This window comes from Streptomyces sp. NBC_01707, assembly GCF_041438805.1.
Taxonomy (GTDB): Bacteria; Actinomycetota; Actinomycetes; order Streptomycetales; family Streptomycetaceae; genus Streptomyces.
The window spans coordinates 485,133-509,231 of record NZ_CP109190.1; the positions used below are offsets into that span (position 1 = coordinate 485,133).

Annotated in this window: 21 protein-coding genes and 1 tRNA gene; 8 read left to right on the forward strand and 14 right to left on the reverse strand. The window is 69.5% G+C overall.

Features of this window, described 5'->3' with window-relative positions; genetic code table 11:
- Positions 1-522: 522 nt before the first annotated feature.
- Positions 523-2,040: an MFS transporter gene (locus tag OG963_RS02325; RefSeq protein WP_051878200.1), complete on the reverse strand. Its 1,518-nt coding sequence runs from the start codon at positions 2,038-2,040 to the stop codon at positions 523-525.
- A 455-nt stretch (positions 2,041-2,495) separates the two neighbouring features.
- Positions 2,496-3,431, reverse strand: coding sequence for a LysR family transcriptional regulator (locus OG963_RS02330; protein WP_093771470.1), 936 nt, complete (start codon positions 3,429-3,431; stop codon positions 2,496-2,498).
- A 134-nt stretch (positions 3,432-3,565) separates the two neighbouring features.
- Between OG963_RS02330 and OG963_RS02335 the strand changes: the two genes are divergently transcribed.
- Positions 3,566-4,837, forward strand: coding sequence for an MFS transporter (locus OG963_RS02335; protein ID WP_319740935.1), 1,272 nt, complete (start codon positions 3,566-3,568; stop codon positions 4,835-4,837).
- A gap of 108 nt (positions 4,838-4,945) precedes the next feature.
- Entirely contained in the window at positions 4,946-5,377 is a 432-nt protein-coding gene (locus tag OG963_RS02340; protein WP_371800252.1) for an ankyrin repeat domain-containing protein, read from the forward strand.
- Positions 5,378-5,564: 187 nt separating this feature from the next.
- On the opposite strand, the gene OG963_RS02345 is transcribed toward OG963_RS02340, so the two are convergent.
- The 3 genes from OG963_RS02345 to OG963_RS02355 all read right to left on the reverse strand — a co-directional run bounded on the left by OG963_RS02345 (position 5,565) and on the right by OG963_RS02355 (position 6,808).
- Positions 5,565-5,930, reverse strand: coding sequence for a hypothetical protein (locus OG963_RS02345; protein ID WP_093771464.1), 366 nt, complete (start codon positions 5,928-5,930; stop codon positions 5,565-5,567).
- 122 nt (positions 5,931-6,052) lie between these two features.
- A tRNA-Ala gene (locus OG963_RS02350) sits at positions 6,053-6,126 on the reverse strand.
- Between the two features lie 406 nt (positions 6,127-6,532).
- Positions 6,533-6,808: a hypothetical protein gene (locus OG963_RS02355; RefSeq protein WP_093771462.1), complete on the reverse strand. Its 276-nt coding sequence runs from the start codon at positions 6,806-6,808 to the stop codon at positions 6,533-6,535.
- A gap of 700 nt (positions 6,809-7,508) precedes the next feature.
- Between OG963_RS02355 and OG963_RS02360 the strand changes: the two genes are divergently transcribed.
- Complete coding sequence (locus OG963_RS02360) at positions 7,509-8,249, forward strand: alpha/beta hydrolase (RefSeq protein WP_093771460.1); 741 nt, start codon at positions 7,509-7,511, stop codon at positions 8,247-8,249.
- Between the two features lie 377 nt (positions 8,250-8,626).
- Positions 8,627-9,544, forward strand: a complete 918-nt coding sequence (locus OG963_RS02365; RefSeq protein WP_371798273.1) for a DUF6461 domain-containing protein — start codon at positions 8,627-8,629, stop codon at positions 9,542-9,544.
- 294 nt (positions 9,545-9,838) lie between these two features.
- Here the strand turns inward: OG963_RS02365 and OG963_RS02370 are convergent, their stop codons facing one another.
- The 4 genes from OG963_RS02370 to OG963_RS02385 all read right to left on the reverse strand — a co-directional run bounded on the left by OG963_RS02370 (position 9,839) and on the right by OG963_RS02385 (position 12,869).
- Complete coding sequence (locus OG963_RS02370; protein WP_093771456.1) at positions 9,839-10,483, reverse strand: dihydrofolate reductase family protein; 645 nt, start codon at positions 10,481-10,483, stop codon at positions 9,839-9,841.
- Between the two features lie 195 nt (positions 10,484-10,678).
- Positions 10,679-11,251, reverse strand: a complete 573-nt coding sequence (locus OG963_RS02375; protein ID WP_093771454.1) for a dihydrofolate reductase family protein — start codon at positions 11,249-11,251, stop codon at positions 10,679-10,681.
- A gap of 209 nt (positions 11,252-11,460) precedes the next feature.
- On the reverse strand, positions 11,461-12,198 hold the full coding sequence (locus tag OG963_RS02380) for an SRPBCC domain-containing protein (RefSeq protein WP_371798274.1): 738 nt from the start codon (positions 12,196-12,198) through the stop codon (positions 11,461-11,463).
- Complete coding sequence (locus tag OG963_RS02385) at positions 12,195-12,869, reverse strand: helix-turn-helix domain-containing protein (protein ID WP_030922302.1); 675 nt, start codon at positions 12,867-12,869, stop codon at positions 12,195-12,197. The genes OG963_RS02380 and OG963_RS02385 overlap by 4 nt, the downstream gene beginning before the upstream one ends.
- A gap of 290 nt (positions 12,870-13,159) precedes the next feature.
- On the opposite strand from OG963_RS02385, the gene OG963_RS02390 reads away from it, so the two are divergent.
- Together OG963_RS02390 and OG963_RS02395 are read left to right on the forward strand one after the other, a co-directional pair.
- Positions 13,160-13,771, forward strand: a complete 612-nt coding sequence (locus OG963_RS02390; RefSeq protein ID WP_319740942.1) for a sigma-70 family RNA polymerase sigma factor — start codon at positions 13,160-13,162, stop codon at positions 13,769-13,771.
- Positions 13,768-14,694 carry a CU044_5270 family protein gene (locus tag OG963_RS02395; protein ID WP_371798275.1) on the forward strand — a complete coding sequence of 309 codons (927 nt, stop codon included), beginning with the start codon at positions 13,768-13,770 and terminating at the stop codon, positions 14,692-14,694. The genes OG963_RS02390 and OG963_RS02395 overlap by 4 nt, the downstream gene beginning before the upstream one ends.
- Before the next feature lie 135 nt (positions 14,695-14,829).
- Here the strand turns inward: OG963_RS02395 and OG963_RS02400 are convergent, their stop codons facing one another.
- Complete coding sequence (locus OG963_RS02400; protein WP_319740944.1) at positions 14,830-15,612, reverse strand: MBL fold metallo-hydrolase; 783 nt, start codon at positions 15,610-15,612, stop codon at positions 14,830-14,832.
- A 726-nt stretch (positions 15,613-16,338) separates the two neighbouring features.
- Between OG963_RS02400 and OG963_RS02405 the strand changes: the two genes are divergently transcribed.
- Positions 16,339-17,079 carry an SDR family NAD(P)-dependent oxidoreductase gene (locus OG963_RS02405; protein WP_030922311.1) on the forward strand — a complete coding sequence of 247 codons (741 nt, stop codon included), beginning with the start codon at positions 16,339-16,341 and terminating at the stop codon, positions 17,077-17,079.
- A gap of 137 nt (positions 17,080-17,216) precedes the next feature.
- On the opposite strand, the gene fumC is transcribed toward OG963_RS02405, so the two are convergent.
- The 4 genes from fumC to OG963_RS02425 form a co-directional block, all read right to left on the reverse strand.
- Positions 17,217-18,680 carry a class II fumarate hydratase gene (gene fumC / locus OG963_RS02410; protein WP_319740945.1) on the reverse strand — a complete coding sequence of 488 codons (1,464 nt, stop codon included), beginning with the start codon at positions 18,678-18,680 and terminating at the stop codon, positions 17,217-17,219.
- Positions 18,677-20,359, reverse strand: coding sequence for an NAD-dependent malic enzyme (locus tag OG963_RS02415; protein WP_319740946.1), 1,683 nt, complete (start codon positions 20,357-20,359; stop codon positions 18,677-18,679). Before OG963_RS02415 ends, fumC begins: the two co-directional genes overlap by 4 nt.
- A 323-nt stretch (positions 20,360-20,682) precedes the next feature.
- Entirely contained in the window at positions 20,683-21,723 is a 1,041-nt protein-coding gene (locus OG963_RS02420) for a sensor histidine kinase (RefSeq protein ID WP_093771442.1), read from the reverse strand.
- Positions 21,720-22,445 (reverse strand): response regulator transcription factor, encoded by a 726-nt coding sequence (locus tag OG963_RS02425; RefSeq protein WP_093771440.1) that lies wholly within the window; start codon positions 22,443-22,445, stop codon positions 21,720-21,722. Before OG963_RS02425 ends, OG963_RS02420 begins: the two co-directional genes overlap by 4 nt.
- Positions 22,446-22,639: 194 nt before the next feature.
- On the opposite strand from OG963_RS02425, the gene OG963_RS02430 reads away from it, so the two are divergent.
- Positions 22,640-23,899, forward strand: a complete 1,260-nt coding sequence (locus OG963_RS02430) for a PP2C family protein-serine/threonine phosphatase (protein WP_371798276.1) — start codon at positions 22,640-22,642, stop codon at positions 23,897-23,899.
- The last annotated feature ends 200 nt before the right edge of the window (positions 23,900-24,099 follow it).

Below are 24,099 nucleotides of genomic sequence, written 5' to 3' on the forward strand. Positions count from 1 at the left end.
CCGGCGCCGCCGATGCAGACCTCGTGATCTGCAATTCGACGGTGACAGCCTGGGTCAACTCGCACAAGGCCGTGTCACCGTGCGACCGGCGCGCAGTACCGACCTCATTGGCATCAACCCTGTTGCATCCCTTGTCCGATGGCCCCGCTCGGGCACTTCGTCACCCCGAGCTCGGAATTCTGTTCATCGGTTCACCCTGCCTGGCAGGCGTGGACGGTAGCGCGCGGGGCAGACCGTTTTGCCCGTCCGGCAACCCCAAGGTCGCCTCGGTGGAACCCTCCGCCTGAGCCCTGCCCACCCACCGCCCCGGCCCCGTCATCATCTCGGCGACCTCCGGTGGCATCACGGCAGCGCCCAGGTCGTCGTCCAGTGACCTGACCCATGACGGGGTGCCCGAGCAGTCTCGGGCACCCCGCCGGCAATCTGTGGCCTCTGGCTCCAGGGACTGCGGCAAACGATTTTCGGTCTCGTCGGCAGGCAGATCGGACGGCCGAAAAGGACCGCCGGGAATCCGACGGACCCTCATGGGCCTGGCGAGGAGCCCGGCTTCTTCTCGTCGGCCCCGAGCCGCAGAGCGCTGTCCTGTGGCGTGACCGCCGAAAGCGGCGCTGCGATCTGTTCCAGCGACTTCTGTTCTGCGGCCACCGCGAAGAAGACGGCCACCAGGCCCGCGATCACCATCAGGGCCGCGCCCACGCAGAACGCGAGAGCGGCGTCCGCGACGACCCCGCTCTGCGTCAGGCCCGCGAAGAGCAGGGGGCCCGAGATACCGCCGGCCGCTGTCCCGATGGCGTAGAAGAAGGCGATCGCCATGGCCCGCGTCTCCATCGGGAAGATCTCACTGACCGTGAGGTATGCCGAACTCGCACCCGCCGATGCGAAGAAGAGGACCACGCACCAGCACAACGTCATCGTGACGGCGTCGAGCCGTCCGGCATCGAACAGCCAGGCGGTGAGGAACAGGAGCACTCCGGAGAGGATGTAGGTCCCCGCGATCATCGGCCGGCGGCCCCAGGTGTCGAAGAGACGGCCCAGGAACAGAGGGCCCAGGAAGTTGCAGAACGCGATGGCGGCGAAGAAGTAGCCGGTTGTTCCGGTGGAGACGTCGAAGAACGTCACCAGAATCGAACCGAAGCCGAAAGTGATCGCGTTGTAGAGGAACGCCTGCCCGACGAAGAGCGCGAAACCGAGCGTCGCACGCTTGGGATAGTCACGGAAGACGGTCTTCCCGATCTCGATGAAACCGACGCTGCGTCGCTGTTCGACGGTGATCTCGCTCTCCGCCTCGGGGAGCGGGCGGCCTGTCTCCTCCTCGATCCCCCTTTCCACCTCGTCGACGAGCTTCTCCGCTCCCTCGGACTGTCCGTGGATGAACATCCATCGCGGGCTTTCCGGCACATGACGGCGTACCAGAAGGATGACCAGTCCCAGAACGACGCCGAGGGCGAACGTCAGCCGCCAGCCGACGTCCTTGGGGAAGATGTCGGTATCGAGTGCGAGCACCGACAGGAGCGCACCACCCATCGCACCCAGCCAGTAACTGCCATTGATGATCAGGTCGACGCGGCCCCGGAACCGGCTGGGGATCAACTCGTCGATGGCGGAGTTGATGGCCGCGTACTCGCCGCCGATACCGAACCCGGTCAGGAAGCGGAAGAGGAAGAACCACCAGACGGAGAAGGAGATGGCCGTGAGCGCGGTCGCCGCGAGATAGACGGCCAAGGTGATCAGGAAGAGCTTCTTGCGGCCGTAACGGTCCGTGAGCCAGCCGAAGAAGAGAGCGCCCGAGCAGGCGCCCGCCACGTAGAGCGCTGCCGCGACACCCGTGACCTGGGCGCTGCTGATCGGCAGGCCGCTGCCGGCTTCGGAGAGTCGGCCGGCAATGTTCCCGACAACCGTGACTTCCAGGCCGTCGAGGATCCAGACGGTGCCCAGGCCGATCACGATCATCCAGTGCCATCGCGACCACGGCAGGCGGTCCAGTCTCGCGGGAACCTTCGTCGTGACCGTTCCGGTGACTGCTCCTCCGACTCGGCTCATGGAACTCTGCCTCCTCACAGGGCGGCCTGCGTCGCCGCCCTTGGCGCCGAGGCCGGGTACCCCGGGTCCAAACGGATAAACAGCACCATGAAGCAATGCCTTGCTGGGGAGGCGCGCCGGTCAACGTGGAGAGGGATACTCCCTGACCAGATCCTGTCCGGTCGGGCTTCGCAGGCCTCGGGAACCACGTACACGTCTGCTCCAGCGCGTAGCGGTTCGCCCACGAACACACGAACCGATGCGTGCCGACGCTCGTCCCGGGACTGACCACCGGTGTCGACATCCTCAGCCACGAGGCCCTCGACTCCCCGTCACGGTCCAGGACGGTCGGGCACTACGCGACCGTATCCGGGTGGGGCGTACGCAGGCGGAGAGCCGGAGTGTACCCACGGCGACGCCTGCCCCCGAGTCACCGTCCGTCGTTCCGGCCATGCCGCTCGGAGGCCCGGCGGCGTTCAGCGCGGAATCACCCAACTCGGCGCCCAGGTCCCGGCGGCGTCGTGGCCGGCCGTTGTGGTGGCGAGGTGGGCGCGGAGGGTGGTCAGCGCTGGGTGAGGGTTGTCGCGGTGCCAGAGGAGCGAGTGCGGGTAGACGGGCGTCGGGTCGGTCACCGGGATGCGGCGGAGGCCGTGGCCGGCCGGCCAGACGAGGCGGGTGTGCTCGCCCATGAAGGTGGCCAGGGCCGGGGTGTCGGCGATGGTGTCGAGGAGAGCGTCGGAGCCGAAGTTGGGTCCGGTCGCCTCGATGGTGAGGCCGAACTCGGCGACGAGGTCGTCGTAGTAGGCGGCCCACTCCGTACCTGGGACGATGCCGGGCATCCAGATCCGGTGCCCGGCGAGCTGAGCGAGGGGCACTGACCGGGCGCCCGCCAGCGCGTGGGCGGGGCCGGTGAGGAGCTGGAGCGGCTCATCGAGCACCCGTACGGATTCGATGTCCTCGGGAAGGGGCCGGCCGGGCACGGCGACGGCGCGGAAGGACGCGTCGATCGCACCGGACCGGATGGCGGCGACGGCCGTCTCGATGTCGAACAGCATCACCACGTCGAGGTCGATCTCGGGGTGTGCGCGGTGGAAACCGCGCAGCAGGCCCGCCGCCGCGCCGCGCGAGGCGATCACGTCGACGCGCAGCGGACGGCGGCCGGTGCGCACGGACGCGACCGCGCGCTCGGCGACGCGCAGCAGCTCGCGCGCATGGGGCAGGAACGCCTGCCCGTCGATCGTCAGCTCGGCGCCGCGCGCGGTGCGGGTGAACAGCCGCACGCCGAGGGTGCGCTCCAGCGCGGCGATGCGCTTGGAGACGGCCTGCTGGGTGACCGCCAGCTCGGCGGCGGCCTCCTGGAACTGCCCAGCGTCGGCTGCGGCGACGAAGGTCCGGACGGTGTCGAGATCCATGCAGATACCCTAGGGGCACAACCATTGGTTGTGGCTGACGGCTCCGTGGTTGTTTGATTCCTGGTTGTGGCACTCGCTTTGATGCTTCCGATCACGGATCGGTTGTGCAGGGTGAGTGGCGAGGGGCATCGGACATGAGGAGCGGGCGCCGACTGGGAGATCTGCTCGGACATCGGCTGGGGCCGCGGTTCGGGTGGCTCTGGGGAGCGTACGGGACCAGCGCGCTCGGCACGTGGCTCGCGTTCGGCGCGTTCCCGCTGATCGCCATCCGGGTGCTGCACGCCGGACCGGCAGAGGTCGCCGCGCTCTCCTCGGTGGGGGCTGCGGTGGGCGCGGCCGCGGCGGTGCCGCTCGGCCCGTGGGTGGAGTTCCGCCGCAAGCGGCCGGCGCTGATCGCGATGGACCTTGTGCGGTTCGCGGCGCTGCTGACGATCCCCGCCGCGTTCGCACTCGGCGTCCTCACATTCCTACAGCTTCTGCTGGTCTCGGTCGTCGTCGCGGCGGCCGACATCACCTTCCGCGCCGCCTCCGGCGCGTACCTGAAGACGCTGCTGCCGGCCGAGGACCTGCTCGTCGCCAACGCCCGGTTCGAGTCCACGGCCTGGACGACCACGATCATCGGACCGCCGCTGGGAGGCGCGGCGATCGGGCTCCTCGGTCCGGTGGCGACGGTGGTGGTCGACGCGGTCAGCTACCTGCTCTCGGCCCTGGGTATCCGCGCGACGGGCGGGCACGAACCGCGACCCGGGCGCCGGAAGGCCGCGCGCATGCGGGCCGGGGACCTGCTCGACGGGTGGCGGTACATCCTCGCCGACACGACGCTGCGGCCCCTGTTCTTCAACACCGCCTTGTTCAACGGCCTGGTGATGGCAGCCGAGCCGCTGCTGGCGGTCCTGATGCTCGGCCGACTCGGGTTCGCACCGTGGCAGTACGGCCTCGCCTTCGCCGCGCCCTCGATCGGCGGGCTGCTCGGTTCACGGCTGGCCCGGCCGCTCGCCAGCCGGTTCGGGCAGCACCAGGTCCTGGTCACGGCCGGGGCTCTGCGCGCGATCTGGCCCGTCGGCCTGGCCTTCCTGGGGCCGGGCACCGGCGGGCTGTTGCTGGTGATGGGCGTCGAGTTCGGGCTCATCTTCTGCTGCGGGGTCTTCAACCCCGTCTACACCACGTGCCGCCTCGAACGCACCGCGACCGACCGGGTCGCCCGCACGCTGTCCGCCTGGGCGGTGACGACCAAGGCCATGACCGCACTCCTGACAGCCGTCTGGGGCGTGCTGGGCGTGCTGCTCGGCCCACGCACAGCCATCGGCCTGGCCGGCGTCCTCCTTCTGGCGACTCCGCTGCTGCTCCCCCGCCGCGCGGCGGAGGCGCCTCTCTCCGAGCCGGAGCCGACACCGAGCCCCACCTGACGGGCCGCCAGGACATGTCCGGGCGATCCAGGGACCGTGCCGGTCACCACCGTCAACGGGTGGAAACAACTGGAATTGCGGTGTACTCAGTCGTTAACCTCACCCTCCATGAACAGGCGTCAGCGGAAGAAGTTGTCCAGGCACCTCTTCGTAGCGGTCCTGATGGGCGAGACCGCGCGCGTGAAGACGTTGTTGCAGGCTGGAGCCGATCCGGAGCTGGTGGACAGCGAGGGCACCACCCCTCTGTATGTGGCATCCGTGAATGGAGAAGCCGAGGTCGTCCGCCTGCTCCTGGCGGCCGGGGCCTCGCCGGACACCGAGAGCAACGGACTCGGCTCGGAAGGTACGCCGCTGTGTGCAGCCGCATGCTGGGGGCACACCGAAGCGGTGCACGCCCTGCTGACGCGCGGCGCGGATCCGAACATGCATGAAGATCACGGCACGGGCCGCTCCCCCCTCGCATGGGCGATCGACGGCCCCCACCCCGAAACAATCGCTCTCCTCACCGCAGCCGGAGCAACCCGCGTGGAAACTGCATAGCATCAGCATCCGCCATCAGGACTCCAGCCAGCTCGACAGATTTCCGCACAACTCAACCCCGGTTGGGCAGGTCTTCGCCTTTGTGACGGCGGTGGGGCGTCAGGCTCCCGGCGTCCGGACAGCCACCCTGGGCGATCGTCAAGATCTTGCCGAAGGCGACCTTCTCGCCGGACTCCTCCCTGCGTGATCAACTCGTTTCGGCGCCCGGTGCTGTCTTGGCTTCGAGCAGTTGGCGGAGGAAGCGGATCTCGGCGATCAGGCGCGGTACGTCCTGGCGGGCGTTGGCGATGAACTGGGCGTTCTCGTCCCAGCGTGCGTCTGCGACGTCGACATAACGCGGCTGCTGGACGAGGGTCGCGGCCACGATCTGTTGGTGATCGAAGTCCGGCCAGCGTTCGGCGCGCCCGGTGTCGGGAAGGGTACTGACGGCGACGAAATTCATGGCCCAGTCGTCGTCGAGTATCCGGACGTACCACGGACCTGGGGTCGTAGCCTCGGTGAGTTCCTCGATCTCGGCGAGTTCCTCGTCGGTCAGTGGTTCGGGTGCGTCCATCAGCCTGCCAGCTCCTCATGTTCGACCAGGTACCCCTGCGCGGACCGCACATCGGCGGGTCCCGGCCGACCCGATGAGTTGAAGGCCATGGCCACTCAGACCGCAGCCAAGGGCAGACGGGATGCGGCCGACCGGATTCGAACCGGTGTCCTCCCACATGCGGTGAAGGCGCGACAACCACTGCGCTACGGGCCACATCCCGCTCGGGATCGTACAAGCCACCTGCGCTTCGCCGCTTTCGAATTATCGAAGGCGACGGCGGGTCGCTCGGCATGACCACGCCATCGGGGCTGAGCCAGAAACCCGTTCTGGTGGGCAGAGCCGGTGAGACGGACGAACTGCGCCGCAGACAAGCCCATCGCTAAGGGCAGCGACCCGTGCAGGGGCAGGCACCGCCGCCATGCCGGGCGGGCGTCCGCGGTCGGACGCCCCGGCACCCACATGTCGTGTTCCCCGAGGTCCACCCTGACCAGATGGTCTTGCCGGCCCGTCGTCGGGATCTGCTTGAGTCGGAACGGACATGTGGTCGGGTCCGGAGCCGGCGGTGATCCGCCCGGCGAAGCCCCGACATTCGTGCGCTGGGCCGACCGTGACGGGCAGGTCTATCGGGGTTCATGGGCTGCCAACCGGCAGGCGCCGTTGGCAGCGCCCCCCGGCACTCCGGCGTCGGTCAGCCCGTTCACACAACCCTGCAGGTCGCCGCTCACACCACGGTGGCACGCCGTCGTGACGGCGTCGGTTGCGCCGACACCCGCCTGGGCGGCCATGTTTGTGCAGGCGGGGATGTCCGCATGGGCGGCGGGGGCGGTGAGAGCGGTGGCGCCGAGCGTGAGGGCAATGCCGGTGATGAGACCGGCGACGCGGGTCGACGTGCGCATGTGACGTACCTGCTTTCCGGGATTGCACGCGGCCCGGCCTCAGCAGTGCCCGAACCGTGTGGGAACGGCGCCGAGCGTCGCTCGGCGACGACTTGACGTCTCCTTCGGTGTTGGAGCAGCCGTGCGGCTACCACGACGTGACGGGAGCTCGACGGTGTACTGGCCGTTCGCACCGATCCCGGATTCCTTGAACTTGCAGTTCTAGCTGGTGCCCATGGGAGTCCCGCCCCTGGGAGGGGTGTTGGGGAGCCGCCCACGGCATCCGGCCCCGGAGTGGCCGCGTGGGATCGACCGCAGGCCGGTGCGTGACCTGTAGTGAGACGGATACCACCGCAGTGTGCTGCGGAGGCGCGCCACCTGCTGCTACCACCGTACGACGGGGGGCGCCTCGCCACGAGCCGATCGGGATCGATGGCCGCCGGGCACGCTGTGTGCACAGCCGGCCACACAGTCGCCGGAGGCCGGTAGGCCGACGTGGCGAGGGGCGAACTCGGTCGGCGGGCGGCGCTGTCGCGTCCGGGCGGCACCTGAGGCCCCGTCGCCAGGACGCCTCGTGGCCAGAATCGGCGGGAGCCGCGGCCTTGGCTCTGTTCGGCGGGTCTTGCCGGGCCCGCGCGCCAGAAGCGGCTGGAATCTCCCCCAGGAGGAGGTCCTACCGTCCAGACCGACCGCACAGGCGATGCTTCGAAAGAGGTCTGTCATGACGACGTTTCTGCTGGTCCCGGGGCTTTTCATGGGTGGCTGGGCCTGGGAGGCGGTGGCCGCCGAGCTGACCGCGCAAGGGCACCGGGCGTTTCCGGTCACTTTGCCCGGCATGGCCGAGCGAGCGGCGGAGGACCTCTCCGGCGTCGGGCTGGGCGAGCACACCGACGCCGTGGCGGCGCTGCTCGACGCGGAGGGCCCGGGAATTGTGCTGGTGGCGCACAGCTACGGCATCTTCCCCGCCCTCGCGGCGGCCGACCGGCGTCCCGGGCAGGTCGCCCGGGTGGTGTGCGTGGACACCGGCTTCCCGGAGCCGGGTGAGTCGGTGGTGACTCAGATGCCGCAGCTCGCTCTGCTGGACCGCGCCATCGGCGGTGTCATCCCGGTGCCTGAGGAGATCCCGGCGGTGCACGCCGTCCCGTCGACGGAGCGGGAGCGCTACCACCGCCTGGCCACCCCGCACCCGGTCCGGACCGTCACCGAACCGATCGAGCTGACCGGTGCCTGGCTCAAGCTCCCGACCACCGGGGTGTTCTGCCTCGCGAACGGCCTCAGCCTGGAGTTCGCCCGCGCACTGCACGGCACCGGCCTGCCGCGGTTCGCCAAGCTCGCCGAGCCCGGAGTCACCTTCTTCGAACTGGCCACCGGCCACTACCCGATGCTCTCCACCCCGGTGGAGCTGGCCGACATCCTGGTGCGCGCCGCGGCCGACGAGGGCGTCGGCCTGTACGAAGGCTGACCGTCCGTCGACCAGAGGCTGGTGAGCGTTCATGGTCACCCACTTCGGCCGGGACGGATGCTCGACGCGGTCGCCCGGTTGATGCGCCGGCTCGGGGCCACGGTCATGCTTCAGGAAGATGTCGCATTGATCCTCGAGGGCGGACGGTCGGACGACCTGCCGGAGGATCTTCGAACGGCTGTGGACGTCATGGACTTCTGCGGTGCGGCGACAGCGACCGTCCCAAACCACATAGGAGCATGTACTTCCGGTTGCCCCTATGAGCTCGTACAAGATCATGTTGCTGACACGGACTCGGCGCGACCCGCGGACCAGCTCCAGCTGTAGGAACCGGTTTGCACCGGGCGTTGTCAGGGGCATCAGGCACACTGCGCCGTATGAACTCGGTGACCGCGCACGACTACGCCTGGATCCGCACCTCGCCGCTCTTCCGCCACGCGATGGAGAGCGGATACACCCTGACACTTGTACGGGGGCGGACCCCGCGCGAGGTGCTGCGCGCGATGGAGGCGGAACCGCGCGGCACCGGGGAGGGAACGGCTGGGCTGATCGAGGCGGAGGACGCCCACCGCGCCGAGGTGGACTACGACTACTGGGACGAGTCCTACGTCGCGGGCGCCTTCAGCACTCCGGGCGAGAACGGCGACTGGACACTCGTCCTCGGCTTCGACGGTGGCCTGGGGATCGCGGGCCCGTGCGTGGAGACGCTGTCGAAGGGCGGCCGGGCCGTGGCGCACTCGACCAACGGCGGCAATCCCATCGACCTCTTCCACTGGTTCGAGGACGGTGAGCTCCGTACGACGTTCGAGGGCCCCTCGTCGCGCGACGGCAACACCCCCGATGAACTGGTCCCGCTGCTGCGGGAAGTCGGCTTCCCCCTCACCCCCGAGGGAGAGCACGACGAGCGTGCCCCGGACGTCGACCGGAAGGCGGCGGTCCTCGCTCTGGCCGAGAGACTCACCGGCATACGCGTCACCGAATCCCTCCTCCAGGACGCTACGTACGAGCTGGGACTCGTCCCCGAACAGCCCGCCGAGGAGTGGACCGGCGTGGTCATCGACATCACCGATGCCCACGGGGAGCGCCTGTACAGGGAATGGACCTACGAGGAGATCGCGGCGGCGTCGGACCGCGCACGGGCGGAGGCAAACCCGCCGGTCGTGATCACCTACAACGAGCCGCCGGCCATGGGCCGTTCGGAGCACGAGACAGGTGAGTGGCGAGCGAGCGCGTGGAGGGTGCCCCGGGGCACTTGCTGTGGGCAGCCAGGAACGTCCGGAGAGACTGCACCCTGATTCCGTGATCACCACCCCGGAAAATTGGCGCGCCCTGATCCCCCGTCGACTGCCGGCGTCGACGCCGGCGAGGCCATGAACGGAATTCCTTCTCGTTCCTCTCTGAAATCAGTCCCTTCGCTCTCCGCGCGCTCGTCGTCACGCCGGGGGTGCCATGCGGCACTCCGGCGTCGTCGTCACCTGGTCCCCTCAAGGCCGCAGACCACTGCCTGAGACCCAGGCCTTCGAAAGCCGGCCCGCCTCAGGGCGACCCCGGAAGGAAGGACAACCATCCGGGGCCGGCCTGAGGATCGGTCACTTTCGCCAGAACAGGTGGTGCGTCACGCCGCTCGGGCTGGGCACGACGTCCAGGTGGAACCGGTCGAGCAGCTCTTCGGGGGACTCCCAGAGTCGTACTCCGGAACCGAGCTTCACAGGCGAGACCGCCACATGCATGGTGTCGACGAGGTCGGCTTCGAGGAACTGCCGGATGGTGGTGGCTCCCCCGCCGAGCCTGATGTCCTTGCCCTGCGCCGCTTCCCGCGCCTGATCGAGGACGGTGGCCGGGTCGCCGTCGACGAAGTGGAACGTGGTGTCGGAGAGTGTGAACGAAGGACGCTTGTGGTGGGTCATGACGAACACCGGTGTACGGAACGGGGGCTCGTCACCCCACCAGCCCTTCCACTCGTGGTCGTGCCAGGGCCCGCGCTGAGGCCCGAACTTGTTACGGCCCATGATCTCAGCGCCGATGTTGCGGGCGTAGTCCCGCGTGAGGTAGTCGTCAAGTCCCCGGCTGCCCCCGGGGTCTGTGCGCATGGGCCAGCTCGCCGTGGCGCCGGCCCAGGCGAACAGCTTCTCGGGCTCGACATGACCGAACGGCCTGTCGAGGGTCTGGTCCTCACCAGCACCGATTCCGTCACTCGAGACGTTGAAGTTCTGGACTCGCAGTAGCTGAGCCACGTGTTCCTCCTGTGATCGCGACAACGGTGGTGAGACTCCCGGGACCGGACGAACTCATCGCTGAGTCCGTGACGGTTCAGAAGTCAGGTTGCCTGGTGTCGGTATCGCACCCGAAGCCTACGACGCCTCGCTCGCCGGGACCGGCATCTCGCCCCCTGCGAAGAGGTCGCTGGATCGCGAGCTACCGAAGTCTGGTCAGCGGACGACGTCGAAGACGTTCTTCTGCAGGCCGTTCGAGTAGGCCTCGTGCTCGACGAGCTTCAGCTTCTGCGTGTCCTTGTCCGTGGTGGAGAACAGCCGCTTGCCGGCGCCGAGCAGCAGCGGGAAGACCAGCAGGTGGTAGCGGTCGATCAGGCCGGCGTCCGAGAGGCTGCGGTTGAGCTGGGCGCTGCCGTGGACGATGATCGGGCCGCCATCGGTCTCCTTGAGGGCGGCGACCTCGTCGAGGGAGCGCAGGATGGTGGTCTCGCCCCAGTTCGCAACGAGCTCGTCCTCGGGGAGGGAGGTGGAGACGACGTACTTCGGCATGGTCTTGTAGTGCGCGAACTCCGCCATGTCCGGCCACACGGGGCTGAAGGCCTCATAGCTGTTCCGGCCCATCAGGATCGCGGTGGACTCCTGCTGTTCGCGCCCCTTGATCTCGAACGCCTCAGGGACGAAGTCGATGTCCTTGAAGGTCCATCCGGAGTTGCGGTAGCCGGGTTCGCCGCCGGGGCCCTCGACGACGCCGTCGAGCGAGATGAAGGCGGTGCTGATCACAGTGCGCATGAGAATTCTTCCTCGGTGTCGTGGATGTGCGATGTGTGACTGCTCAGTGCGCGCCCGGACCGCGTATTGCGGCGCGGACGCACGAAAGCTGAGGTGCCGGTGACCACTGCGAGGAGCGGCATGTCCAGCTGCTGCGAGGACGCGCGTCCAGGGTGCGCAACGGTGCGGCCGCGTGCCCGGGCGCGTCAGGGTCAGGGTCAGGGTCAGGGTCAGGCGATCAGGCCGGTCAGCCACCGCTGCCAGGCGGCCTGGGCGCTGTCGGTGTCCGGGCCGAAAAGGTGGTGGAACATCAGCACGACGCCGGGGGCGTGGTGGAAGGTGTAGAGCCCGTCGGCGGTGCGGACCTCGATGCGTTCGTCGTCCGCCCAGGTCACTTCGCCGTCGAGTGGCGGCAGTCCAATGGGTTCGGCGTGCGCCCGCGCACCGACGGCGGCGTCGCTCGGCAGGGACAGCGCGCGGGTGAAGGCCGCTCGCAGCTGCTGCGTGGGCTGCTCGCCCGAAGGCGCCATCGCGAAGACCGGGAAGCCGGTGCGTCCGGGGAAGTGGGCCAGGTACTCGCGGAGCGTGTGGAGGTGGAAGGGCCAGCCGCGGCGCAGTGCGTCGTACTCGTCCTGCCAGTTGTCGCCGAGCATGCCGCTGTGGACGACGCGGAGCACGGTGCTGCCGCCGTCGCGCCCCTCGATCAGGTACTCGAAGGCCATGAAGCGGCCGTCGTCGTCGGTGCCGGTGCGGGTGGCGAAGCGCTTGCCGGGCTCGTAGGCGGTGACCTGTGCCTCCTGCCGGTTGCCGCCGATATCCATGGCGGCGGAGCCGCCCTCGCGCGGCTCGACCTCGTTGCGCCCCATGAACCAGGAGTCGATTCCCGGTCCGGTGGCGATCGCCTCCCAGACCTCTTCGGGGCTCGCGGGCAGGGTCGTCTCCTGCCCGATTTCGAACGGGTGCGTCATGGTCGGTCTTCCTGTCCTGCTTCGGATTCGGTCTCGTGTGTTCCGGCGGCCTCCTGCCGCGGGCCGGCCGTGCTCCCCGGGGCGCCGGACTGCGGCGCGGGGACCTGGTGGAGCCCGACGATCACCCGGTGGGTTCGGCCTCCTGGGGCGGACTCGTCGTGGTAGCGGCCGACAAGGGCCCCCACCACCTGGGCCAGCTCGTCGGCGAAGGCCATCCGGTCGGCCGCGGAGGCGAACCGCACCTCGGCGTCGATGCCGAAACTCGCGACCCTCCGCTTGGCCCGGGCGGCTCCGGTCAGCAGCGTCCCGACCTCCTGTACCAGCCGAGCCCCCAGCGCCAGCAACCAGCGGGCCGAGAGCTGGTCGGGAGACCGGGAGGGGTCCGGGCTGACAGCGGCCAGGGCGCTGGGAGAGATCACGTAGGAAGCGGCGGTGGCACCGTAGATCCGCTCGGTGACGTTGCCCTTGCGCCTCTCCTCGGCAAGCTCCACCAGCCCGTGCCGCTCCAGCTCCTTCAGGTGGTAGTTGACCTTCTGCCGGGGCAGCCCCAAGCGGACGGCCAGCATGGCGGCCGAGCCGGGCTCGGCCAGGGCCGCGAGGATCCGGGACCGTATCGGGTCCAGGGACGCCTCGGCCGCGGCGGGTTCTTCGATCACAGCAACGTCAAGCACCATCCCAGGATCCAACCGACAAAATATTTTGTCAAGGCAGGAGAAATTGTCGGATGATCGCGGCTGGGGTCCGGAACCACATGGCGACGACCTGACATCGAGCCCACAACCAGGACCTGCGTGATGGCGCGTCCGTTCGCCCGACGCCTGTCCGGAGAATCGGCCACTCTTGGCTCAGCAGGGATTCCGGGCTCCGCCCGGGCGGGGCGGAGGGAGAAGTCCGAACGCTCCGGCGCGCAGGTGACAAGTACCGGGTGAGACCGCCGACCGGTGGTCGAGAGGGAGGGCCCGTGAACAGGAACGGGGACACCAGGGGTACCCGGAACTTGACCGGGGCGGGGGACGACGACTCACTGGCGCGTTCCGCGCGCGACCCGGCCGCCTTCGAGCCGCTGGTGACGCGGCACTCCACCGCGCTGCACGGCTACTTCGCCCGCCGAGCGCCCGTCGCCGCCGACGACCTGCTCGCCGAGCTGTGGCTCCAGGCGTACGCCGCCAGACAGAACTTCGATCCGGCGCGCGGCTCGGCCCGCGCCTGGCTGTTCGGCGTGGCCAGGAACGTGCTCTCCGCGCACTGGCGCAGTCTCGCTCAGGACCGTCCGGGGCTGCTGGCGTCCGGCGACGCGGACGTCATGGACTGGGCGGCCGTCGACGACCGGCTCGACGCATCCGCGCTCGCGCCCGAGCTCCGGCGCGTCATCAGCGAACTCCCGCACGAAGAAAAGGAGTTGCTGCTGCTGATCGCCTGGGAGCAGCTCACCCCGACGGAGGCGGCCGCAGTGGTGGGCATCCCCGCGGGCACCGCGCGTTCGCGGCTGCACCGTGCCCGCGGTCGACTGCGGGCGCACGCGGCGCTCGCCCCGGCCAAGACCCGCATCCAGCTGACTGGAGACCCGGCATGACCGACAACACACAGCGTCACGGTTCCATCGACGTGCTCGACTTCCCGGGCGCGGACGCCTTGATCGCGGCCGGCCGCGTCGAGCCGCCCTCGTCCCGGGTGGTGGATGCGGCCCGCAGCCAGGTTTCGGCGGGCCTCGTCGTCGTACCCCTGGAAGCTCCTCGGCGGAAGCCGTCCCGCAGCCGGCGTCTGCTCGTCGCGGCCGCAGCGGTCGCGGCGATCGCCGCGGGCGCGGTGGCGTATCCGGTGATCGGGGTTGGCGAGAGCAGGCCGCCCGCATCCGCGGCCGCGGCGGAGTTCCTGAACAGAATGGCGGCGACGGCGGCGGGCGCGTCGGAGACGGACGCGCCGTACTGGAAGGTGTACGTCGAGGTCGACAACGAGGACGACAGGCAGCGTCGGTCGACTTCGTGGTTCGACCGCGAGGGTCACCTGTGGTCTCGGAACCCCGACGGGAGCATCGAGAAGCCGTCCCCCGGCAGCAAGTTGAAGGCGTGGCCGGTGGGCGACCGGTTCCTCACCTGGAAGCAGCTGGAGAGCCTGCCGACGGCCCCGGACGCGCTGGAGAGGCGGCTCGGTGACGATGTCTTCGGCAAGGCGTCGGCCCTGCTCCAGGACGCCCCGCTCGCCCCGGAGGTGCGCGCGGCACTCTTCAGGATCATGGCAAGGACCGAGGGCGTGAAGCTCATCGGACAGGTCGAGGACACCAAGGGCCGCAAGGGGACAGCTGTGGAGTTCACCGGTCGGCCGGGATGGATGGAGGACCCGGCCAAAGGCAAGAGGACCATCCTTCCGTCCCGGACCACCCGACTCGTGATCGACCCGGAATCGGGCAAGCTCCTGGAGTCGTACGACACGGCCAAGGGCATGCCGGACTCTCGCGCCACCTACCTGGAAGTCGGCCCGGTCGACAGGATCGGCTGAACCACCGGACGGGGGCCGGAGGCCCACGGACGGGAGTGCAAGCATCGGCACTCCCGTCCGTGGGCCTCCAGGGCGAGGGCCCAGTCGCCGACGCGGCCGGGCCCGCACGCGGCCCAGATAACCGGTCGGGTCTGCTCAGCCCATCTGGAGGCGGTCGGCAAGACCGGCGGTGGTGAAGGCGGCCACCAGCTCGTCACGGCCCTCGGTGAAGTGGGCCCAGCTGTCGTAGTGGACGGGGACCACCCGGCGGGCGCCGAGGCTCTTGGCGGCTTCGGCAGCCTGTGCGCTGTCCAGGACGATCAGTTCTCCGTCGAAGACTGCGGAGAAGCGCGGAGCCCCGGCGAAGAGGATGGCAGTGTCCACGGGGGCGAAACGCTCGGCGATCTCCTTGACCAGGTCGAGGGAGGCGTTGTCGCCGCTGACGTAGACGGTCGGCAGACCCTCGCCGGTCAGGACGAAGCCGACGACCTGGCCGACGATCGCCTCCACCTCCTCCCGCGTCCCGGGCCCGTGGAGGGCGGGCACGCCCGTCACAGTGATGGTGCCGCCGCCGGGACGGTCCAGCTCGATGGACTCCCAGTCGGCCAGTCCCTTGGCACGGTCTCCCAGGCGCCGTCCGCCGGCGGGGGTGGTGAGGGTGAGCGGGATGTCGGCGAGCAGGGCCCGCCCGGAGTTGTCGAGGTTGTCGGCGTGCTCGTCGTGGGAGAGCAGGACCACGTCGACGCGGCCGAGGTCCGCAGGGCTGCCGGAGGCGGGCGCGGTCTTCACCAGGAGCGGGTGGCCGGGCCTCCGGTAGTCGCCGGGGGCATCGAAGGTCGGATCAGTCAGGAACCACAGGCCGCCGTACTCGAACTGGGCGGTCGGGCCGCCGAAGACTCGGACGGGAAACTGCTCGCCGGCGGGGCTGGTCGCAGACATGAAGGAAAGGCCTCTCGGATGGACACGGAGGGGACGACGTCCCCGGGCCTCACCTATAGCCCATGGGGAAGATCCTTCGGCTCAAGTCCCATGGAGCGCCCTCCGCCGAGAGGCGACCACCCTCCGTACCGCACACAGACTGTCCCGTCCGGCCTCCCCCGGACAGCCGCGGCAGTCCTGTCCACAGCCCGGCCGCTGGGCAGCCTTTCAGAATGCCCGCGTGGCGGGCGCGGCCCTCGACGCAGCGCGCGGTGTCCTCCAGTCGTGACCGGTCGCCGTTCCACTTCACCGAGGACGACTGCGGCGGAGCGCCCACGGCGCCCTCTCCTCGGGAGCCATGACAGCATCTTCCGTCAGGCCACCGGACAACGGAACCAGGGTCCGTCGTCGCAGGACGTCGCCCAGGAGCGGTGGTGCGTCCGGCTCGCGCGGCCGGGTCACTTCCCGGTGACGACGCCGTGAAGGACCGCCGGCCCGCTGGATCGCCGGAAGCGGAGCTCGCAACTGAGACTCCTTGAGCCGGCGTGTCAGCAGATGGGTGACGACCAGAGGGCTGAGCGTCCCTGTCGTGTCACCCCGGGGCGACGGAGCCCTTTTGGCCCCTTCGCGGCGAGCCCGGCGCCGAGGGGCCGGGGTCATGAGATAGACATCGAGCACGGACGGTACCAACTACACGCAGGACGGCCACTGGCACGCATGTGGCACGTCTCGTCTCCGAGGAGCCCCGTGACTGCGGAACTGACCGGATCCACCGCTCTTGTCACCGGTGCCACCGCCGGCATCGGACGGGTCATCGCCCTTCGCCTGGCCGCTCTGGGCGCCTCGGTCGTGGTTCATGGGCGGGACCAGCAGCGAGGTGCCGAGATCGTCGACGAAGTCGCCGTCGCAGGCGGAAGCGCCCGGTTCGTCGCCGCGGACCTGAGCGACGCCGAGGACGTGCTGCGCCTTGCCGCCGCCGCGGGCGAGGTGGATGTTCTGATCAACAATGCCGGCATCTACCGGTTCAGTAGCACGCCGGAGACCACAGCCGAGTTGTTCGACACCCATATGGCCATCAACACGCGCGCGCCGCTGCTCCTGGTCGGCGCGCTCGCACCAGGGATGGCCGCGCGAGGACGCGGCGCCATCGTGAGTCTGAGCACCGTGGCAGCCACCACGCCCGCCCGAGGCGCGGCAGCCTACGGAGCCTCCAAAGCCGCGCTCGAACTCCTCACCCGTGTGTGGGCCGACGAGTTCGGCGCCCAGGGCGTCCGGGTGAACGCCGTGTCCCCCGGCCCCGTCCATACCCCCGGGACGAAGGAGATGGGAGACGAAGCCCTCCAGACGATTGCGCGAACCACCGTACTGGGGCGGCCCGCAGAGCCTGAAGAGATCGCCGAAGCAGTCCTGTTCCTCGCTTCATCCCGCGCCAGCTACATCACCGGCTCGGTTCTTGAAGCCGGCGGCGGCCACCTCGCAATCGGCTGACCCAAGGGCATCTCTGCCATCGGCCCTTTGCTTGCGATGCACCCTCACCGCGCGGACTGAGAGATCGGGATCTCCCTCCGAGTTTCATGTTCTCGACCTCGCAACGGGCGCGCGCAGGAACGTGCGCGCGGCACCGGTCAGACCATCTGCTCCGGATTCACGATGCGGTCGAACTGGTCCGCGGTGATGTAGCCGCTGGCGAGGGCGGCTTCGCGCAGTGTGGTGCCCTCGCGGTCGGCCTTGTGTGCGATGGCCGAGGCCCGGTCGTAGCCGAGTACCGGGGAGAGCGCGGTGACCAGCATGAGGGAGCGGTCCACGAACTCGCCGATCCGGTGCCGGTCGAGGTCGATCCCCTCGATGCAGAACTCGCGGAGCTTGCCGCAGGCGTCACCGAGAGTCCTCGCCGAATGCAGGAAATTGTTGATGATGACGGGGCGCATCGCGTTCAGCTCGAAGTTGCCCTGCGTGCCCGCGAAGGCGACGGCCACGTCGTCTCCCAGGACCTGGATGCAGACCATCACCATGGCCTCGCACTGTGTCGGATTCACCTTACCGGGCATGATCGAGCTGCCCGGCTCGTTCGCCGGGAGAACGAGTTCACCGAAGCCGCAGCGCGGCCCGGAAGCCAGCCACCGGATGTCGTTGGCGATCTTCATCAGCGGTACGGCCAGCGCACGCAGGCCCGCCGAGGCCGCCACCATGGCGTCGAGTCCACCCTGCGCGGCGAACTTGTTCGGCGCGGTCCCGAACGGCCGGCCGGTCAGTTCGGCGATCTGCGCCGCGATGTCCGTGCCGAAGCCGTCGGGGGCGTTGAGCCCGGTGCCGACGGCGGTGCCGCCCGCGGCAAGCTCGAACAGCCCTGGCAGGGTGGCTCGGACCCGCTCCAGCGCGTCGTCCAACTGGCGTGTGTATCCCGACCATTCCTGGCCTACCGTCAGCGGGACCGCGTCCTCGAGGTGGGTCCGACCGATCTTGACGACGTCCTGCCAGGCGCGGGCCTTCGCATCAACGGCGTCCCGCAGTCGCCGTACCTGCGGGATCAGATGGTCTTCGATCTCGAGAACGGCGGCGATGTGCATGGCCGTGGGGAAGGTGTCGTTGGAGGACTGCCCCATGTTGACGTCGTCGTTGGGGTGGATCGGGCTCTTGGTACCGAGCTCCCCGCCGACGAGCTGGATGGCCCTGTTACTGATCACTTCGTTGGTGTTCATGTTGGACTGGGTGCCGGAGCCGGTCTGCCATACGAAGAGCGGGAAGTGCTCATCCAGTTGCCCGCCGGTCACCTCGTCGGCGACCCTGGCGATGAGGTCGGCCTTCCACCCGGTCAGCCTGCCTGCCCGGCCGTTGACCAGCGCCGCGGCCTTCTTGACGTAGCCGTACGCGTGATAGACGGCCTTCGGCATCCGGTCGTCCCCGATCGAGAAGTGCAGCAGCGACCGCTGGGTCTGGGCGCCCCAGTAGCGGTCCGCCGGCACCTCGATCTCGCCCATGGAATCCGTCTCACGGCGGAAGCCCGTCGCGGTCAGCCCCACCGGCAGGTCCAGGACACGAGGCGGAGTCTGCGTGTGCGCGCCGGAGGTTTCCTGGTGGCGCGCGGTCATGACGCGCCGCCGCCGTCGTGGTAGACCGGCTGCCACATCGCGTCCTGTACGGCCTGCACAGGGTCGTCGATGGCGGCGGTGGCGATCCCACCGTCCTGGGCCGCCTCGATCACGGCGACGGCCACGCCGGCCGAGGAGGCGCGCAGGTCGGCCACCGGGGGCAGGAGTGACGCCCCGGGCTCGCTGACGTCGACCTGGCGGGCGACGGCCTCGGCGGCGGCGAGCAGCATGCCGTCGGTGACACGCTCGGCACCGGACACGATGGTGCCCAGTCCCAGCCCGGGGTAGAGGAGCGCGTTGTTGGCCTGGCCGATGGTGTGGGTGACGCCCTTGTACTCCACCGGCTCCACCGGGATGCCGGTCGATACCAGCGCCTTCCCCTGGGACCAGGCGATGATGTCGGCGGGCATGGCCTCGATGCGTTCGGTCGGGTTGGAGAGCGGGAAGATGACCGGCCGCTCGGCCGCCTCGGTCATCGCCTCGACGACCTCACGGGTGAACGCGCCGTGCGCGGTCGAGGTGCCGATGAGGATGGATGGGCGTGCCTTGCGTACGGTATCCAGCAGGGAAGGGGCGCCGTGCGGGTCGGAGGCCCAGTCGGACACTTCCGGGGCGCGCCGCGCGTAAGGCTGCTGGTAGTCGCGCAGTCCGTCCATGTCGTCGGTGAGCAGGCCCTGTTTGTCGACGAGCCAGATCCCGCCGACGGCCTCGTCGTGGGGCGCGCCGTCGCGCACCATCGCATCACGCAGTTGGTCGGCGATCCCGACGCCCGCGGTGCCGGCGCCGAACACCACCACCCGCTGCTCCCGCATCGGGACGCCCGTGATGCGCAGTGCCGACAGGACAGCGGCGATCGTGATCGCTCCGGTGCCCTGCAGATCGTCGTTGAAGATCCGCAAGCGGTCCTTGTACGTTTCCAGGATGCGGCGGGCGTTACCGGGCCCGAAGTCCTCGAAGTGCAGCAACGCGTGCGGGAAGTGCCGGGAGGCGGTCTCCAAATAGGTGCGGATGAAGTTGTCGTACTCGGCGCCGCGCCGCCGGGAGTGCCGATTGCCCAGGTACAGCGGGTCGTTGAGCAGGGTCTCGTTGTCCGTTCCCACGTCGAGCGTGACCGGGATCACCCGGGTCGGATCCACCCCTGCGGCAGCTGTGTAGACCGCCAGCTTCCCGACCGAGATCTGTATGCCGCCCACGCCCCAGTCGCCTATCCCGAGGATCTCCTCGGCGTCGGTGACCACGATCAGGTCGACGTCGTCAGGGCCCAGTCCGAGCCCTGCGAACGCCTCCTCGACCTCCTGCGGTTGGTCGATGGACAGGAACAGTCCCCGCGGCCGGCGGTACTCGTGGCTGTACTGCTCGATCGCCATCCCGACCGTGGGGTCGTAGACCACCGGAAGCAGTTCCGTGAGGTGATCCATCAGCACCTTGAAGTACAGCGTCTCGTCGCTGTCGTGCAGTTCCTCCAGGAACACATTCTTCGCCAGGTCGTCCGGCTGGGCCTGCAACTGCCGATGAGCCCGCGCGGCCTGCTCGTCCAGGCTCAGTACGGCCGTGGGGAGCCTGCCGGTGATACCCAGCGTCCTGCGCTGCTCCTGGGTGTAGGCGACGCCTCTGTTCTGCGCCGGGTCGTCGAGAACACTGAGACTGCGGCCGTGCTGTTGGTGCGTGCTCTGAGACATGGATAACTCCAGCGTCTGGATGCGCGCCCTGAGCCGGGCGCCCTGAGCCCCCAGAACAAGCGTAGGTACTCCGGCCGTCGATAGCGATCGGGCGGGTCAGGGGGTACAGAGCGGGATACGCCCGCCGTTGACCTGCGACAGGTGTGTCCACGAACGATGACGGGACGGTGGCACAGCGTAGCTCCCACCCGCCGGCTGGAGGTGTTCGACGGCTGTCGGGGCGGATCTCGGGTCGCTTCGCGTGGGTCGAGATCGGTATGCCGGCTCAGCAGTTGGGAGTCGCGCCGACGGGATCCGCCGGTTGTCTGCGCGGGAGAGCCGGCTCAAGTCTGCGCATGGGGCACTCTCAGGGTGATCGTGGTGCCCTTCCCGGGAACGCTGCGGAGCGTGAGCTGGGCGTCGATCAGGTCTGCGCGCTCGTGCATGGCGGAGAGTCCCACGCCTCGCACGACGGGGGCCGGGGGTGTGGCCGCGCGCAGGGCCGGCCAGCGCCTGGAGTCCGGGGGCTGGGGCATTCCGTGCCCGTCGTCGGCAACGGTCAGCGTCACCGCGTGGTGATCGGCCTCCATCGTGACCGTGATCCTGGTGGGCTGGGCGTGTTTCACCGCGTTGGTCAGTGCCTCCTGCACGATGCGGTACACATGGGCCTGTGCTTCCGAGGTCAGCCTGTCGCCGATGTCGGCGTCCTGCGGATCGGTCCGGAGATCGACGCGGATACCGAAGGTTTCCGAGGTGCGCCTGCACAGCGCATCCAGGGCCGCGCGCAGTCCCAGTTCGTCCAGGACCAGGGGACGCAGATCCGTGATCAGGTGGCGCAGCGAGGTGATCTGGTTGCCCACCAGGGAGCGTGCCTGGTCGATGGCGCCGCGCATGGCCTCGGGGCGGCCGTCGGCGGCGGCGGACGAGAGCACCACCTGGACGGCGCCGAGTTCCTGGAGGGTGTCGTCGTGCAGTTCACGGGCCCAGCGGCGGCGCTCGCGCTCAGCGCCGTCGTGGCGGGCCCGTACACGTGCGCGCTGCAGGCCCCGGTCGCGGTGGGTCGCACTGCGCACGGTGGACGCCGTGTACGCGACCAGGAGCAGCGGCAGCACGTGCAGGGCGTTCACCAGCGGTTGCTCGGTGATGCGGACCAGGCTGGCCACGGCGAGCATGAGCGCGATGGCGGCGGCCACCACCATCCAGGTCCGGCGTCCCGCGGTGTACAGCGGCGCTGCGGCGAGATACGGGGTGGCCGCGGCAAGAGAAAGGGCCAGTTCGGTGGGCAGCGGCTCGTCGGTGATCTCCAGAACCACCGCAGCCGCGAGCAGACCGGTCCCCGCCGCCTGCAGCGCAAGGGCCCATGGGTTCCGGCGTGATCCGCTCATGCCACCAGGCCGCGCTCACGGGCCGCGGCGATGAGCTCCGCCCGGGTGTCCTTGCCGAGCTTGTCCCGAATCCGGGAGCGATGGGTCTCCACCGTCCGGACCGAGACGTAGAGACGCTGCGCGATCTCCTGGTTGGTGTGGCCCAACGCCATCAGCGAAAGAACCTCTGCCTCACGTACGGTGAGCGGCTCCTGGTCCGCAGGACCCGGCGTCGCGGCGGCAGACCTGGCTCCCAGCTCCGGCAACGGCTCCTGGTGCGCCGGGCCCGGCGTCTCCACGGCAAGCCTGGCTCCCAGAACCGGCTGCACGTATGTCGCACCGTCGGCGACCTGGTGTGCGGCGGCCAGCAGCTCCTCGGCGGCTGCCTCCTTGAGCAGGTAACCGGCCGCACCGGTGCGCAGTGCCTCTCGGGTGAACGCCGGATCCTCCTGCATCGTGAGGACCAGGATCCGAGTGCCGGGTGAAGCGGTGAGCAGCGCGGGGATCATCGGCAGACTCGACTGTCCGGCCATGGTCAGGTCCAGTACCAGCACGCGCGGACGGTGTTCACGCACGGCATCGAGAGTGTCGGGGACTGTGGCGCTCTCGGCGACGATCCGGAATGCCTGGTCCTGGGCCAGCAGAAGTCGCATTCCGGCCCGGACCACCAGATGGTCGTCGGCCAGTACGACGGTGACCTCCGGGGAGCCTTGTCGGGACGGGGTGGAGCTGGGGGCGTCCATAGGTGCAACGGTAGATCCGCGATGGCCGTCAGGCAGCCGCTGTCGGGCGCGTGCGGGAAACCCGCAGGGAGGTGTGCGGGGATGGCGCAGAAGCGGACGTGCACTGCGGGTCTGCACCGATGTGCTCACCGTCCTGCGGACGGATGCTCAAAGGAGCACAACGTGCATCCCCTTCTCCTCCTGAGGAAGCCATCATGATCCACTCCGCTCTCCCGGTCTCCCCGGCCGGCTCCGGCAGGCCTAAGCGCCCGGCCGTCGACGGAGGTACCGGCGGGCGTGAGTGGCGTCTGTGGCGCATCCCCCTGGCGTGGGGCCGTCCGTGGCCGGGAGTGATCCTGGCCCAGGCGGCGGTCCCGGTGACGCTGATCACCGCGATCACTCTGGCCGCCACCTTCGCCCCTGTGGCCGTCCACCTGTCCCCTCTTCTGGTCGCCGCTCCCACCTCCACGGCGGCGTTCGGCTCTTCCCGCTTCACCGCAGGCACCGCAGTGGTTTCCAGCGCGGCGATGTTCGTCATCGATCGCCATGACGGCCTGCTGCACTCGTCACTCCTGCCGATCCACATCGCCGCCCTGCTGGTGGTATCGGGTTTCGTCGTAGCCGCCCGGGCTCTGCACGACCGCGACCTGAGGGAACTGAGCCAGGTACGCGCGGTGGCCGAGGTGGCCCAGCGGGTCGTGCTGCATCCCCTGCCCCGTCGGCTGGGTCCCCTGCGCGTCGCCTGTACGTACCGGGCGGCCGCTGCGCACGCCCTGGTCGGCGGCGACCTGTACGCCGCCGCCCGGACCGACCACGCGACACGGTTCCTCATCGGCGACGTCCGTGGCAAAGGCCTGCCTGCTGTCGAGGACGCCTCCGCTCTTCTCGGCGCCTTTCGCGAGGCCGCTTACGAACACGCCACCCTTCCCGCGCTGGCTGCCGCGCTGGAGCGCAGCGTCCGCAGACACCTGGCGCAGCTCAGCGACAGCGAGCCCGACAGCAGCGAGCGCTTCATCACCGCGCTGCTGGTGGAGATACCCGACGAGGCGCCTCTCGCCCAGGCCATCAGTTGCGGGCACCCACCACCCCTGCGGGGCCACCGCGGCCAGGTGACCACGCTACGCATACCGCGTCCCGCACCACCCCTCGGGCTGGCCGGCACCGCCCCCGACGCCTACCACGTCGACACGTTCGAGTTCGGCACCGCAGATGCCCTGCTGCTCTACACCGACGGCGTCATCGAAGCCCGGAACGCCACCGGCGACTTCTATCCCGTTCTCGAGCGAGCCTCCACCTGGCCCTGGGCATGCCCGCACGACCTGCTGCGGCACATCAACCACGACGTGGACATCCACACCGGCGGACGTCTGGAGGACGACCTCGCCCTGGTGGCCATCCAACGCACCTCAGCGCCGGACACCGGCCACGGTCCGCACTCCCCCGAGCCACCCCACCCCGCAGAGGCCGACCCGTGAGGCGCGACCACCGCTTCGCCCCGGGTAGCCCCGGACCGCCTGGCGGGCCATCCGGCACCCACCGTACGTACCTGCCCCTTCACCGGCGATCCAGCCGAACCCGGGATCCCCCTCGAAGGCCGCCACCCCGCGGCCACGCGGAGCCGGGCGCACCGGCACCCCCCGGGAGCTCCCGGCACGACGCACCACCTAGTGAAAGG